This window comes from Klebsiella sp. A52, assembly GCF_018388785.1.
Taxonomy (GTDB): domain Bacteria; phylum Pseudomonadota; class Gammaproteobacteria; order Enterobacterales; family Enterobacteriaceae; genus Klebsiella; species Klebsiella aerogenes.
In genome coordinates, this window is record NZ_CP074437.1 from 2,217,254 (window position 1) to 2,232,103 (window position 14,850).

A 14,850-nucleotide genomic window follows, 5' to 3' on the forward strand; every position below is an offset into this window, starting at 1 on the left:
CGTGAAACAACAGATACAACTACGCCGCCGCGAGGCGGTTGATGGCGTCGACCTTCCCGCCGACCTGCCGCCGCTGCTGCAGCGGCTGTATGCCAGCCGCGGCGTGCGCAGCGCGCAGGAGCTGGAGCGCGGCGTCAAAGGCATGTTGCCATGGACGCAACTCACCGGCGTTGAAAAAGCCGTTGAAATGCTGCATGACGCTTTCCAGAAAGGGTTACATATTGTGGTGGTCGGCGATTTTGACGCCGATGGCGCCACCAGTACCGCCCTTAGCGTGCTGGCGCTGCGCGCGCTGGGCTACGGCAACGTCTCTTATCTGGTGCCGAACCGTTTTGAAGACGGCTATGGTTTAAGCCCGGAAGTGGTCGATCAGGCGCACGCGCGCGGCGCGCAGATGATCATGACCGTCGATAACGGTATTTCATCGCATAGCGGCGTCGATCATGCCCATGCGCTGGGCATTCCGGTGCTGGTGACCGATCACCACCTTCCGGGCGAGACGTTGCCAGCGGCGGAGGCCATCGTTAACCCTAACCTGCGCGATTGCGACTTCCCGTCAAAATCGCTGGCCGGGGTTGGGGTGGCGTTTTATCTGATGCTGGCGCTGCGCACTTTCCTGCGAGATAACGGCTGGTTCGAGGCCCGCGGTATCGCCGCGCCAAACCTTGCCGAGCTGCTGGATTTAGTGGCGCTGGGCACCGTTGCGGACGTCGTGCCGCTGGATGCCAACAACCGCATCCTGACCTGGCAGGGGTTAAGCCGCATTCGCGCCGGAAAATGTCGGCCAGGCATTAAAGCGCTGCTGGAAATTTCTAACCGCGATCCGCAAAAGCTTGCCGCCAGCGACCTCGGTTTCGCCCTCGGGCCGCGCCTGAACGCTGCGGGGCGGCTGGATGATATGTCCGTCGGCGTCGCGCTGCTGCTGTGCGATAACATCGGCGAAGCGCGGGTGCTGGCCAGTGAGCTCGATGCGCTTAACCAGACGCGCAAAGAGATCGAACAGGGGATGCAGGCCGAAGCGCTGACCCTGTGTCAGCAACTGGAACGCAGTAGCGAAACCCTGCCCGGCGGGCTGGCGATGTACCATCCGCAATGGCATCAGGGGGTGGTCGGCATTCTGGCATCCCGGATTAAAGAGCGCTTCCATCGCCCGGTTATCGCTTTTGCGCCTACCGGCGACGGCACGCTCAAAGGTTCTGGCCGCTCTATTCAGGGGCTGCATATGCGCGATGCGCTGGAGCGCCTTGATACGCTTTATCCTGGGCTAATCCTGAAGTTCGGCGGCCACGCGATGGCGGCGGGCTTATCGCTGGAAGAGGCGCGTTTTGAGGAGTTTCAACAGCGCTTCGGCGAGCTGGTGACCGAGTGGCTGGATCCCGCATTATTGCAGGGCGAGGTGGTTTCCGACGGCCCGCTGGCGGCGGCGGAGATGAGCATGGAAGTGGCGCAGATGCTGCGCGATGCCGGGCCATGGGGGCAGATGTTCCCGGAACCGCTGTTTGATGGCCGTTTCCGCCTGCTGCAGCAGCGGCTGGTGGGCGAGCGTCACCTGAAGGTGATGGTCGAACCGGTTGACGGCGGGCCGCTGCTGGACGGTATTGCCTTCAACATCGATACTTCCATTTGGCCGGATAACGGCGTGCGTGAAGTACAGTTAGCCTACAAGCTCGACATCAACGAGTTCCGCGGCAACCGTAGCCTGCAGCTGATCATCGATCACCTCTGGCCAAATTGACAACAGTGTATTAATAAGGGCGCGAATCCGGTAGAATTCCGCTCTTATCACCGCATTTTGACAAATCCATTAAAAGAAACCGACCATGTTTGAAATAAATCCGGTAAAAAACCGCATTCAGGACCTCACGGAGCGCTCCGACGTTCTTAGGGGGTATCTTTGACTACGATGCGAAGAAAGAGCGTCTCGAAGAAGTAAACGCCGAGCTGGAACAGCCGGACGTCTGGAACGAACCTGAGCGCGCACAGGCGCTGGGTAAAGAACGTTCTTCTCTGGAAGCTATCGTCGAAACGCTGGATCAGATGACCCAGGGTCTGGAAGATGTCGCCGGACTGCTGGAGCTGGCGGTAGAAGCCGAAGACGAAGAGACCTTCAACGAAGCGGTTGCCGAGCTGGACGGGCTGGAAGAGAAGCTGGCGCAGCTTGAGTTCCGCCGCATGTTCTCCGGCGAATATGACAGCGCCGATTGCTATCTTGATATTCAGGCCGGTTCCGGCGGCACCGAAGCCCAGGACTGGGCGAGTATGCTGATGCGCATGTACCTGCGTTGGGCGGAAGCGCGCGGCTTTAAGACCGAAATCATCGAAGAATCCGAAGGTGAAGTCGCGGGCATTAAATCCGTGACCATCAAAATCATGGGCGATTACGCCTACGGCTGGCTGCGTACTGAAACCGGCGTTCACCGCCTGGTACGTAAGAGCCCGTTCGACTCCGGCGGCCGTCGTCATACCTCCTTTAGCTCGGCGTTCGTTTACCCGGAAGTTGATGACGATATCGATATCGAAATTAACCCAGCCGACCTGCGTATCGACGTATACCGCGCCTCCGGCGCCGGTGGTCAGCACGTTAACCGTACGGAATCCGCGGTGCGTATTACCCACATTCCGACCGGGTTGGTGACGCAGTGTCAGAACGACCGTTCGCAGCACAAGAACAAAGACCAGGCCATGAAGCAGATGAAAGCGAAGCTTTATGAGCTGGAAATGCAGAAGAAAAATGCCGAGAAGCAGGTGATGGAAGATAACAAATCCGACATCGGCTGGGGCAGCCAGATCCGCTCTTACGTGCTGGACGACTCGCGTATTAAAGATCTGCGCACCGGGGTGGAAACCCGCAACACTCAGGCGGTGCTCGATGGCAGCCTGGACCAATTTATCGAAGCAAGTTTGAAAGCAGGGTTATGAGGAACCAACATGTCTGAACAACAAGCACAGGGCGCTGACGCGGCAATTGACCTTAATAATGAACTGAAAACCCGTCGTGAGAAGCTGGCTGCGCTGCGTGAGCAGGGCGTCGCATTCCCGAACGATTTCCGTCGTGACCATACCTCTGACCAACTGCACGCTGACTTCGATGCCAAAGAAAACGAAGAGCTGGAAGCGCTGAATGTCGAAGTGGCCGTTGCTGGCCGCATGATGACCCGTCGTATCATGGGTAAAGCGTCTTTCGTTACCCTGCAGGATGTCGGCGGCCGTATTCAGCTGTACGTCGCGCGCGATGACCTGGCGGAAGGCGTCTACAACGATCAGTTCAAAAAATGGGATCTCGGCGACATCATCGCCGCCCGCGGTAAGCTGTTCAAAACCAAAACCGGCGAGCTGTCCATCCACTGCACCGAGCTGCGTCTGCTGACTAAAGCCCTGCGCCCGCTGCCGGACAAATTCCACGGCCTGCAGGATCAGGAAGCGCGTTACCGTCAGCGTTACCTCGATCTGATCTCCAACGACGAATCCCGTAACACCTTCAAAGTACGTTCGCAGATCCTGGCTGGCATCCGTCAGTTCATGGTTGGCCGCGGCTTTATGGAAGTGGAAACCCCGATGATGCAGGTGATCCCAGGCGGCGCTTCCGCGCGTCCGTTCATCACCCATCATAACGCGCTGGATCTGGACATGTACCTGCGTATCGCGCCGGAACTGTACCTCAAGCGTCTGGTGGTTGGCGGCTTCGAACGCGTCTTCGAAATCAACCGTAACTTCCGTAACGAAGGGATCTCCGTTCGCCACAACCCAGAGTTCACCATGATGGAACTCTATATGGCGTATGCGGATTATAAAGATCTGATTGAGCTGACCGAATCCCTGTTCCGCACCCTGGCGCAGGACATCCTCGGTAATACCGCGGTGCCTTATGGCGATCAGACTTTCGATTTCGGCAAGCCGTTCGAAAAACTGACCATGCGTGAAGCGATTAAGAAATACCGTCCGGAAACCGAGATGGCGGATCTGGATAACTTCGATTCCGCGAAAGCGATCGCTGAGTCTATCGGCATCAAAGTTGAGAAGAGCTGGGGTCTGGGCCGTATCGTGACCGAGATCTTCGAAGAAGTGGCGGAAGCGCATCTGATCCAGCCGACCTTCATCACCGAATACCCGGCAGAAGTTTCTCCGCTGGCCCGTCGTAACGACGTGAACCCGGAAATCACCGACCGCTTTGAATTCTTCATCGGCGGCCGCGAAATCGGTAACGGCTTTAGCGAGCTGAACGACGCCGAAGACCAGGCGCAGCGTTTCCAGGATCAGGTTGACGCGAAGGCCGCCGGCGACGACGAAGCGATGTTCTATGACGAAGACTACGTCACCGCGCTGGAACACGGCCTGCCGCCGACCGCCGGTCTGGGTATCGGTATCGACCGTATGGTGATGCTGTTCACTAACAGCCACACCATCCGCGACGTTATTCTGTTCCCGGCGATGCGTCCGCAAAAATAATCGCTTTTCGCGAAAAGCAAAAAACCCGGCTTGCCGGGTTTTTTTATGTCTGATGTCAAGCTTCGTCTCTGGCGTAGCCTGGGTCTTTAATGCTCGTCACTCGCGGTTACGCGCGTAAACGCGCGACAAAGTCTATCAACGCCTGACGCGCGTTTTTGTTTTTGGCTTCCAGCACCATCCACGGGCTAAAGGCCCACGGGGTAGCAGCCAGCGCGCTTAACATTTCCGGCAGCTCAACCCACTGATAATCCATGACTTCATCATCATTCGGTTGTAGTTCGCTGACCACGCGTGCGGCAAAAACCGGGCACACTTCGTTTTCGACGATGCCATTCGGGGCGACGGCGCGGTAGCGGAAAGCCGGGTGGACGGGGGCAATATCAGCGATCTCGACGCCCAGTTCGAAGCGGCAGCGCCGGGTGACGGCCTGTTCGAAGGTCTCGCCCTGTTGCGGATGTCCGCACACCGAGTTAGTCCACACGCCGGGCCAGGCTTTTTTGCTAAGCGAACGGCGCGTGACCAGGAACTGGCCTTGCTCATTGAACAACCAGCAGGAAAACGCGAGATGCAAAGGGGTATCGAGCGTGTGGGCGGCATACTTCTCCAGCATACCTGTGGGTTTATCTTGCTCATCCAGCAAAATGACGTGTTCCCCGGCCATGACGACTCCTGAAAAAAATAAATGACCCGGCACAAACCCGCCGGGTCATGTACTCAGGCCACTAGGGTAGCCCATAAATGGGAGAAAGGCATTACCAAAACAAGCCCTGGTAGCATGTTGGCGACCGGGAAAAGCTTGATGTTACAGATGCGCAACCCGGTCGCTACCATCAGCAATCCACCGGCGCAGGAGAAATCCGCCATCATTGACGGGGTGATCATCGGCAGAATAAATACCGCCAGCATCGCCAGCGCCACCTGAATAACGATCTGCGGGATAGCGATGGTCATCACCGCGTAGCCCAGCAGGGTTGCGAATATCCCGGCAGTGAACAGATCGAGGATCGTTTTAATGTACAGGATTGACGGATCGCCGCTCATACCTTCGGTCATGGCGCCGAAAATACCGGTACCGCTGGCGCAAAACAGCACCAGGATAGCGACGAATTTTTCGGTGAACTCTTCATGGCCTAACCCCTGAACGGGCGGCAAAACTTTATTAATCAAGCCGCGCGTTGAACCCGCCGCGCTGCCGATGCGTTTTTCCAGATGCAGCAGTTCGCCGAGGAAAGCGCCGAGTACCATCGCCAGCACTACCGCCGGCATATATTTCACCTTCAGCACCAGGGTGATGCCCAGGCCGACGGAACAGAGACCAAAGGTCATCGGTAGCGCGGTTTTGACGCGTTCCGGAAGTTTGCCTCCGGCCATTGCGCCGATCAATCCGCCGATAATCACGGCGGAACCATTTACATATGGACCAATTAACATTGCGAGTTCCTGTTACGCGTAATGCAGCGCGCCTTCACCCCAACGCGGGATGTTATTGACCTCAAGATCAAAGAGGTCGAGCGCGCGGTTCACGCTATGGGTAATAATGTCATCTGCGCTTTGCGGGCGTTGATAGAGCGCCGGAACCGGTGGAAAGATGATGCCGCCCATCTCGGTAACCGCCGCCATATTGCGTATATGGCCGAGATTGAGCGGGGTCTCGCGTGCTAACAACACCAGCCGGCGGCGCTCCTTCAGCACCACGTCCGCCGCGCGGGTGAGCAGATTATCGGTGAGACAGTGGGCGATAGCGCCCAATGACCGCATCGAGCAGGGGGCGACTAACATCCCCAGCGTTTTAAACGATCCGCTGGAGATAGATGCGCCCAGGTGGTTAATCGGGTGTACCACGTCAGCCAGCGCCATCACTTCGTCTAAGCGGTAGTCCGTTTCCAGCTCGCAGGTCTTTTCCGCACCTTTGGAGACCACAAGGTGCACTTCTACCGCCAGCGGCTGCAGAAGCTCCAGCGCTTTGACGCCGTACTGGAATCCGGACGCGCCGCTAATGCCAATGATGATGCGTGGTGTCATGGTCTTTGCCCTTATTCGAAATCCGGCAGGAAACGTTTTACATCAACCGCTTTGAACTTAGAGCGCTCAAAGTTGTGCTTCAGATGGAACGGTACGGTGCAGTCGAAAATGGTTTTACACGACATTCCCTGCTGCAGAATGCTGGGGCTGTATTCCGGCACCTGCGACGGGTCGAGCGGATGGCAGCGTACGCCAGGGATCACCACGGTATCGACATCGCCCTGGTAACGGGTTTGCATCGCCCATAGCACGTCGTCGCTATCGAAAATATCAACATCTTCATCTACCAGAATAACGTGTTTGAGTTCCGGGAAGGCGGAGAATGCCAGTAGCGCAGCCTGGCGCTGGCGGCCTTCATCGGCTGGAGACGATTTTTTGAATTGCAGCACCGCGAGCAGCTTGCCGCCGCCTGCCGAGTGGGCGAAGACGTTGAGCAATTTGCCCGGCATGGCGCGTTCTACCATATCGAGAATACTGGCTTCGGTCGGGATCCCGGCCATGTTGACATGTTCTTCGCCTGGCCCGACGGTGGTGCGCCAGATGGGGTTGATACGATGGGTAACCGCTTTAACTTTAATGACCGGAATCGCCGCTTTGGCTTCGCCGGTATAGCCAGGGAACTCCGGCATGGCGCGGCCGGTATTGGTGTTTTGATCTTCACGCACGCGTACGTTCGGCAGCAGTTCGCCTTCGATAACGATTTCGGCGTGGGCGATGGCTTTTTCATTAATGGTTTTACACTGCGCCATCTCCACCGGATGGCCGCGCAGCGCGCCGGCGATACTTAGCTCATCAAAGCCCAGCGGAGTGGTCGGCGGTTCAAAGCAGGCGGCGATTTCGATAGCCGGGTCCACGCCGATACTAATCGAGATCGGCAACGGCTGTCCCGCCGCTTCCGCCTTCATGCGGAAGGCATCGATATGGCGGCCCGGCGTCAGCCACATTGAGAGCTCATCGCGGCTCTGTACGCACAGACGATGAATGGTGATATCGGATTCACCGGTTTGCGGGTCGGAGGCATAGCACAGGCCCATGGTGATATACGGGCCAGCGTCTTCTTCGGTGTTGGTTGGCGCAGGCAGCAGCTTGCGCAGATCGAAATCATCATCGCTGGCGAGGTGCACCACTTCCTGGCATACCGCCGCGCCCTGCACCATGGTCGGGGCAATGGCATTTTCAACGGAGTCCTTTAACAGGTGGCCCAGTTTCGCCGGTTCACACTGCAGGAACTGGCTGACGCGCTGGCGTGAACCGTTCAGACCGATGGCTACGCTGATGTCGTTGAAGCCCTTGATGTTGTTGAATACCATCACCGGGCCGTTCTTACGCGTCGGACGCTGGCAGGTACCACCGGCGCCCACGTAGCGATAAACGCCGGAGAGTTCGGCGTGGGGATCGACTTCGGTATCGGTTTCAACATATTCGCCCGGTAGCGTTTTTAATAGCGCCAGGGCAGAGCGTAAATCATGCACCGATGACGGCGCTTTTTTATCTGAGTGTGCCATGAGTGTTCCTTGGGAAAGCAATTTCGCTAACCGCACAATATTTTTGTTCGACTAATTAAACAAATACCGTTTACCGGATGCTCAGTAGATCAAAAAGGTTTAATTTAAAAAGCTGTTAAGAAATGATTAATTAAAATAGAGGAATTTTCCGCGGCTTTTTCTTTGATACCATTAGTGCAATACTGACCTGCAGATAAAGAGGGGTTAGATAATGGATCTGAAACGCTTACGCTATTTTTGCCGGGTGGTCGAACATGGCTCGGTTAGCCAGGCGGCGAAATCGCTCAACATGGCGCAGCCGCCGCTCAGTAAGCGGATACAAGAGCTGGAAGAAGAGCTGCAGGTGTCGCTTTTTGAACGCCGCGGCAACCGTATTGAACCAACGGAAGCAGGCTATTTTCTTTATCGTAAGGGGTGTGAAATATTACGCCAGGTGGAAGATACCGCCAGGGAAACGGCCGATATTGCGCAAAAGACCCGTGCGGAAGTGCGCGTTGGCTTAACGCATCTTTATCAAAACTATTTTCAGCCTTTATTAATGGAGCTCTATCGGCGAAATCCAGAGACGGCAATAAATATCTCGGTGACCGATTCAAGTCATCTGGAAACGTTATTAAATGAAGGCGCTATCGACCTGGCCTTAATACAGCGTCCCTACCGTAGTGAGGGTTTCGATTATGTCTCCTTCGACCCGATAAAATTGGTAGCCGTCATTAATAAAAAATGTTTGCCGCAGTCGCCGTCTAACCCCTTCGATTATAACGCGCTGGCGACGATGCCGTTGGTGCTGCTTCACCGGGCGAAAGATTCCGGCACCTATGAGATGCTGATGGACCTGTTTCGTAAATCCGGCGTCAGCGCGAAAGTGATTATGCATATTACCCAACCAGGGGTGATCCTCGACTGGCTGGAGGGCGGGTTGGAAGCGGCGACATTGTTGCCATCCTCGGAAGTGAATGCTGAAAAACTGCCTCATTGCTATGTGGTTGATGTCTTCCCCTCGCCGCAGATATTTTATCCGGCGCTGGTGAAATTACCGTCGATGTCGTATCTCCCGGCGCTGATGGATATTATTGCCGGAGGCTATCCATTTAGCGCGCCGAAGGGAGTAGAGGTCGTAGAAAAACCGTAGGACATTGGGGATCGTCCCTCGGGCTGGTATGATATTCGTCCATGACGCCGAGATGAGAAACCGTTGAGTGCAGGACGCCTGATGAAAACACGCTTTTATATCGCGATGATGCTGCTTGGTAGCCTGGTGTTAGCCGGCTGTTCCAGCACATCGGATTCTGGTTCCACCTATACCGTGAAGCGCGGCGATACGCTGTATGCGATCTCCCGTAGCACCGGCACCAGCGTACGCGATCTGGCGCGCCTGAATAACATCTCTCCGCCATACACTATTGAAGTCGGGCAGAAACTGAAACTTAATGGCGGTTCGAAAGCAAAAAGCAGCACCGCCGGGAAAAAATCCTCCAGCACCCGCACAGCCGCCGTAACGCCATCATCGGCGGTGCCGCAGTCCTCATGGCCGCCGGTGGGGCAGCGCTGCTGGCGCTGGCCGACCAGCGGTAAGGTGGTGATGCCGTACTCCACCCGCGATGGCGGCAATAAAGGTATTGATATCGCCGGTACCCGCGGCCAGCCGGTTTACGCCGCTGGCGCCGGTAAGGTGGTTTACGTCGGCAACCAGCTGCGCGGCTACGGCAACCTGATCATGATTAAGCATAACGAGGATTACATCACCGCGTATGCGCATAACGATAAGATGATGGTTAACAACGGCCAGAGCGTGAAGATTGGCCAGCAGATTGCGACCATGGGCAGTACGGACGCCGATTCCGTACGGCTGCATTTCCAGATTCGCTATCGCGCCACGGCCATCGACCCGCTGCGTTATCTGCCGCCGCAAGGCAGTAAGCCTAAGTGCTAAAAGGTTATTTTATCAGCAGTTAGCCCAATCCGGGCTTGCCACAGGGTACGTAAGGTCTATAATGCTTTTCGCACCTCTTCGCGGGCGTAGTTCAATGGTAGAACGAGAGCTTCCCAAGCTCTATACGAGGGTTCGATTCCCTTCGCCCGCTCCAGAATTTCTCTTGTAGTCACGCATGTTTTGTAACTTGCTGTTTTTGAAACAGGTTACTGACCCCGTATATATAAGCAATCTCTCGTAGTACCACTCAAAAATACACTGTTAGTTGTCACGTGAAGTTAACGGTTAGATGAAAGTTAAACTTAACGTTGGCGGCAGTTCCAGAGTCATACCGCGATAGTACAACGTGAACAAAAACCTAACTGGGCATTGTCATTTCATCGACAGATTGGTCACACGCATTTAAGCCCAATGTAAAGGCTGCACAGCCTCATAAACAGGTGGATAGATAGCTACAGATTCAACTCTGCCAGCGCTTCGCTCACGCTCCGAAAGGTACACGAGCACCCTGATAAGGTGTGATCTATCAGACAATCTAATGAAGTTGTTACGCTCCGCTTGTTGCTGTATCACCAACGGGGCTTTATGGTTTCTATTGCACAAAATCTGTTAGTTGCGCATTTTATGCCCCCTGGATACCCTGATATAAAACATACAAGGAGGACTGTTTATGAGCGCCCAGGCAGAGGAAGGAACATTACGCCGGATGACGTTAGGCGAGATAGCAATGGCTCGTAGGGTATTCGGTGATTCGATAGTTTATAGCCGTGTCTGGATTCATTGCGACAGCTATTTACCATTTGGACTACAGAAACAAAATTATGCGATGACTCCCAACGGGGAGTTGTGGTACAGAAAGTCGATGTACAGGGAAGACTTTTCTGCAAACTCAGTTTTCATCGAAGATAAATATGTTTTCATCCATGAGCTGGGGCATGTCTGGCAACACCAGCACGGACAATGGGTGAGAATGCGGGGAGCTTTTAGCTGGGCTGCTGAATATACCTACAAGCTGGATAAAGAAAAACTCACCGATTACTCTCTTGAACAGCAAGCCTCTATTTTAGCTGATTACTGGTTACTGCTGGTTTATGGGATAAGTAAGTGGTCCTACTATCAGAGATCGGGGCGCATGGGGATGTACAGGGGCGTAGATATGTTGCAGGATGTCCCTTCGCTTTACCAGAAAATCGTAACAGGGAAGGGGCGTTAAACATGAAGAACAAAATGTTGCTGGGTGTTGTATTTCTCTTAACGGGATGTCCGGGGCCTGGCGATCGAATGGTAGATCGTGAATCTACAACGGCATTAATCAAAGATAATCAAGTTTGTGTGGTGTCACCACTGGAGCCACAGGAACGGATCACTGCTATTCAAATCAATAGCGATAATAGCGACTCTCTTCACAAGATTTTGGATGACAAGCCTGTTTATATACCGAAGGGTGACTGTCTTCCTGTATTCGGATTTAAGTTTACATCTGGAAAGAGGTATAACTTCGCGTATGACGTCCAATCTGATAAATCAGAGTCACATCTAGTCACTGCTGAATTTTCTTATCCCAACGAATAAGGGGGCATTCTGCCCCAGAATAACCCCACGCTGCGCCACTACACGCTCCTTCGGGTACATGGACATCTGATAAACTTCACTGTCTGCTATATCCTGATGAAGTCGCCTGACGGCTTCACATGTTGTCTTACTGTAAGTATCTCGCATAATCGTGCCATTCATATTTAGAGATACATCAGGTCATCCTTAACCCGACGCATATCCAGAAGGTGATTAATCCGCGAAGTGATTCATTACGCAGGCAAAGCGGGGTGAAAAGTTATCGCCAATAAGAACCGTTTCCTCATTCAGCCGCTTTAACATATACAGCTTGTCGGCACGTTCGTAAGCGTCGAAGAAGAGATAATCGACAGCGTCCGTTGCTTCATCATCGGGGGATTTTTCGCGTCCCTCGGGAGTGAGCATGAAAACGCCGGCAGTATGTCCAAGCGGACGAGCATACCGAAAGAACAATTTTCGGTTTACAGCAAACTCGCCGTCATCGCTTTTGAGCTTTCCTTGCACTGATAATGAAAGGTGCCCGGAGTTGTAGCTGGTAATCAGCATGATTCCGTGGAGTTCCTTTTTGGTATTCTGGATGTCGAGTATCGACGTGAATTCCGAGGAGCAGGAAAAACTGATTTCTTGTTTTTTAGCATTCCCAGTGATAATCAAATAAGCGATAGCGGCCAGCCCAATAATGACAATTACGACTGACCAGAGTAAAAAAGAGTGATCGCTTTCCTGCTTCATATCATTCCTCATGATGGCGATACTGGCTGATGCAATGGTAATAGCCGAGGTTGAGGCCGCATTCAGCGGCAAACGACCAATCAACCAGGTTATGGTTGCTCGCCCAGGTATTAAGATACAGGTCTTTAGGGTGCGAGCAGTTGGGGCTAATCCCCACGGACTTGAAAATATCCAGCGCCTTCTTTTCGGTTATCGTGTCTGTGAGGGCATTTCCTAATATATGTACACGGCATTGCTCGTAGTCGATGGTTCGCAAGATAGCCGCGTCCGTCATGGCTATATGATTGGGTATCCATGTTAACCACGCTGTTGCCAGCACGGCGATGCTGGTAATTAACGCTGTGATAGCGACAGGCCACCGGTTTGGTTTCTTTCTCCTCGGCGTCGATGCAACATAGGCAACTCTGGCGGCCGTTTGCGCTTCTTCCATTTGCTGAATATTGATATTGACGTCGCCCATCCGAAATCCAATACGAGGAATGGTAACGATGAGTTCTGCAGGATGACCTGTTGACGTAATGGCTTTGCGCAAAAATGAAATGTGCTGGTTAAGATTCGCATCCGTCGCTCTGGCGCCATTCTGCTGAAAAACATTTAGCAGAATTTCATCGCGCGAAGATATCTCTTTACCATTTTGCAACAAATAGAGCAGTAATTGTGTGGCCACATTATTCAATGTGGCTATTTCACCAGATGCCACGTCTTTTAGGGTATTTTTAAGTGGTCTGAAAACTAAACCATCACCAATAATTACGGATTTAATTTTGTTTATTGGTATATGAGAAATCACTGATGTCTCCTTTAAAGCAGGATATCTCGCATTCGAGTGGGGGAAGCAACAGCATAACATAATTCATTTATAAAAAGAGGTTGTGCCATAGATCGCTTTATTATCATTTACATAACAATATTTTAATATTCTTTATGTAATCATTCATTCTCCTTCCTTTCTTTCACTATCTTATTGTCAGCACTCACTTTTGGTATCCCTTTCAATTTTTAAAAATATTTTATAAATATATTTTGCCAGTTATCTGTTCTAAATTAAAAAATAGTTGATAGTTAAAAGCTCTATAAAAACCATAAATAATAGATATTAAAACTGTTGGGTGCGTGTTTTTTGGCTGATTTTTAGGTAAAAGATCGATCTGCAGACGGGAAAGCAACACGATTTCCTGAGTTTGATTGATTCCGTATTTTGGCATTGTGTCAATTTTTCGTCGACTTAATATAAGCCCCGAAACAGCGTAAACGACTGTGGACGGTATTTCTGATGGAATACCAATGAACTTCAAAATACGGTGCGGTTTAAGATGGATTGTTTGCAAGGATATGCACTGCCGCTACCGCGAGATCGGGTTTTCCCGGGCAGGAATTGTCTGCGGAAATAGATCGTCGGAATAACCAAAAAACAGATATAAGGTTAAGTAGTAATATGAAAATGAAAAACGTGGCTGTGGCCTGTGCGCTGATGGCGGGAATGACTTTTACTGCATCTTCTGCTTTCGCTGCAAAAAATGTTGAACCGACTAACGGTAAAATCCACTTCACCGGCTCTCTCGTTAATTCCGCATGTGGTCTGGCGCCAGAATCCAGCCCGGTGCAGGTGAATTTTGGCGAGATCCCAACTTCTCAGTTAAAAGACAACCAACGTGCTGGCGTTAAACATGCCAAAATTGTTCTGCAGGGTTGCGATACGACTGTCGCAAAAACCGCTACTGTGACTTATACCCCGGCAACGATTGATGCCGACAACAACGCGCTAGCCGCCTTCACCTCTGGTACCGCCAAGGGCGCAGGCATCGGTATGGTTGACAGCGGCAACCAGGATGTTGAGTGGGGTAAAGCTGCCTCTCAGGTCAACATTACCGATGGCGAAACCGACATTGATTTCGTCGCTTACCTGCAGGCAAACAACGCATCTGCAGCGGTAACTCCGGGTGATTTTGAATCTACCGTTAATTTCCAGATCGATTATCAGTAACGATCTGCAGCGGGCGCATTAACGCGCCTGCTTAACCCTTCCTGCGAATAACTGAAAGGAAATGCGGTTATGCCTGGATGGCGTATTTTACTGCTTTTTATCTTTATATCGCCTGCATGGGTTTTGGCTGACACCAACCGTCTTGTCAGTACGCCCGGAAAAATGCGTATGCGGGGAAATATTATTGAAGCTGCTTGTTATGTCGATCCGCGCGACCGGTCGCTACTGGTTGAATTTGATGACCTCTCAGCCAGAGATATTTCCGGAAAACCTGAAAAAGTATCTGCGCATGATTTCAGCATTCATTTGCTGGGATGCTCACTAGGGGATTCTCAACATCCCGGTAATGTGTTTCAACGCGCCAATATTACCTTTTCCGGCGCAGCCGATAGCGACAATCCAGATTATTTGAGCGTGCAATCGGAAACTGAAAATTTAGCGATAGAAATATACGACAGCAAAGGACAGCAAATTCACCTGGGCGAACCATCACCGGACTATGTACTTAACCCAGGAAAAAATACGCTCAAATTTACGGCTTATTTGATCTCCCGCGATGGAAGAATGACATCTGGCGAATTTACTGCGGTCACGCATTTTGTTGTGAATTATCTCTGAGCTGCACTGCAATTCGGGTATCTGAAGGTTGCGAACGA

The 14,850-nt window shown here is 52.5% G+C and carries 15 protein-coding genes and 1 tRNA gene; 10 read left to right on the top strand and 6 right to left on the bottom strand.

Translation table 11 applies throughout. The annotated features are described in order from the left end of the window. Nucleotide 1: 1 nt before the first annotated feature. The 3 genes from recJ (at nt 2) to lysS (ending at nt 4,446) form a co-directional block, all read left to right on the top strand. Nucleotides 2-1,735: a single-stranded-DNA-specific exonuclease RecJ gene (gene recJ, locus KGA69_RS10470; RefSeq protein WP_045391988.1), complete on the top strand. Its 1,734-nt coding sequence runs from the start codon at nt 2-4 to the stop codon at nt 1,733-1,735. Between the two features lie 85 nt (nt 1,736-1,820). Beyond that, a protein-coding gene (prfB, locus tag KGA69_RS10475; protein WP_108418699.1) for a peptide chain release factor 2 occupies nt 1,821-2,919 on the top strand; the annotation gives its coding sequence in 2 pieces (ribosomal slippage) (nt 1,821-1,895 and nt 1,897-2,919; 1,098 coding nt in all). A gap of 9 nt (nt 2,920-2,928) precedes the next feature. Further along, nucleotides 2,929-4,446, top strand: a complete 1,518-nt coding sequence (gene lysS / locus KGA69_RS10480) for a lysine--tRNA ligase (RefSeq protein WP_015369798.1) — start codon at nt 2,929-2,931, stop codon at nt 4,444-4,446. 106 nt (nt 4,447-4,552) lie between these two features. On the opposite strand, the gene idi is transcribed toward lysS, so the two are convergent. From idi to KGA69_RS10500, 4 genes are read right to left on the bottom strand one after another with little or no spacing between them, the layout of a single operon-like run. Beyond that, nucleotides 4,553-5,107 (bottom strand): isopentenyl-diphosphate Delta-isomerase, encoded by a 555-nt coding sequence (gene idi / locus KGA69_RS10485; RefSeq protein WP_015703418.1) that lies wholly within the window; start codon nt 5,105-5,107, stop codon nt 4,553-4,555. A 53-nt stretch (nt 5,108-5,160) separates the two neighbouring features. Beyond that, nucleotides 5,161-5,877 (bottom strand): DUF554 domain-containing protein, encoded by a 717-nt coding sequence (locus tag KGA69_RS10490; RefSeq protein WP_004144724.1) that lies wholly within the window; start codon nt 5,875-5,877, stop codon nt 5,161-5,163. Nucleotides 5,878-5,889: 12 nt separating this feature from the next. Further along, nucleotides 5,890-6,468 carry a UbiX family flavin prenyltransferase gene (locus KGA69_RS10495; protein ID WP_015369800.1) on the bottom strand — a complete coding sequence of 193 codons (579 nt, stop codon included), beginning with the start codon at nt 6,466-6,468 and terminating at the stop codon, nt 5,890-5,892. 11 nt (nt 6,469-6,479) lie between these two features. Then, nucleotides 6,480-7,973 (bottom strand): UbiD family decarboxylase, encoded by a 1,494-nt coding sequence (locus KGA69_RS10500; protein ID WP_045391985.1) that lies wholly within the window; start codon nt 7,971-7,973, stop codon nt 6,480-6,482. Between the two features lie 211 nt (nt 7,974-8,184). On the opposite strand from KGA69_RS10500, the gene KGA69_RS10505 reads away from it, so the two are divergent. The 5 genes from KGA69_RS10505 (at nt 8,185) to KGA69_RS10525 (ending at nt 11,478) form a co-directional block, all read left to right on the top strand. Further along, the gene (locus KGA69_RS10505) at nt 8,185-9,105 is read left to right on the top strand and encodes a LysR family transcriptional regulator (protein ID WP_045391982.1); all 921 of its coding nucleotides are present in this window, start codon (nt 8,185-8,187) and stop codon (nt 9,103-9,105) included. 81 nt (nt 9,106-9,186) lie between these two features. Beyond that, nucleotides 9,187-9,906, top strand: a complete 720-nt coding sequence (gene actS / locus KGA69_RS10510; protein ID WP_045391979.1) for an amidase activator ActS — start codon at nt 9,187-9,189, stop codon at nt 9,904-9,906. Nucleotides 9,907-9,986: 80 nt separating this feature from the next. Beyond that, nucleotides 9,987-10,060 (top strand) — tRNA-Gly (locus KGA69_RS10515). A 516-nt stretch (nt 10,061-10,576) separates the two neighbouring features. Further along, complete coding sequence (locus tag KGA69_RS10520; RefSeq protein WP_045391976.1) at nt 10,577-11,119, top strand: type IV secretion protein Rhs; 543 nt, start codon at nt 10,577-10,579, stop codon at nt 11,117-11,119. Nucleotides 11,120-11,121: 2 nt separating this feature from the next. Then, entirely contained in the window at nt 11,122-11,478 is a 357-nt protein-coding gene (locus KGA69_RS10525; protein ID WP_045391973.1) for a putative T6SS immunity periplasmic lipoprotein, read from the top strand. A 213-nt stretch (nt 11,479-11,691) separates the two neighbouring features. On the opposite strand, the gene KGA69_RS10530 is transcribed toward KGA69_RS10525, so the two are convergent. Then, a complete protein-coding gene (locus KGA69_RS10530; RefSeq protein ID WP_045391971.1) occupies nt 11,692-12,210 on the bottom strand; it encodes a hypothetical protein in 519 nt (172 codons plus the stop codon). Between the two features lies 1 nt (nt 12,211). Next, complete coding sequence (locus tag KGA69_RS10535; RefSeq protein WP_045391968.1) at nt 12,212-13,000, bottom strand: winged helix-turn-helix domain-containing protein; 789 nt, start codon at nt 12,998-13,000, stop codon at nt 12,212-12,214. Nucleotides 13,001-13,645: 645 nt separating this feature from the next. Between KGA69_RS10535 and KGA69_RS10540 the strand changes: the two genes are divergently transcribed. Further along, the gene (locus KGA69_RS10540; protein WP_015369827.1) at nt 13,646-14,194 is read left to right on the top strand and encodes a fimbrial protein; all 549 of its coding nucleotides are present in this window, start codon (nt 13,646-13,648) and stop codon (nt 14,192-14,194) included. A gap of 69 nt (nt 14,195-14,263) precedes the next feature. Beyond that, the gene (locus KGA69_RS10545) at nt 14,264-14,812 is read left to right on the top strand and encodes a fimbrial protein (RefSeq protein WP_045391965.1); all 549 of its coding nucleotides are present in this window, start codon (nt 14,264-14,266) and stop codon (nt 14,810-14,812) included. Nucleotides 14,813-14,850 lie beyond the last annotated feature (38 nt).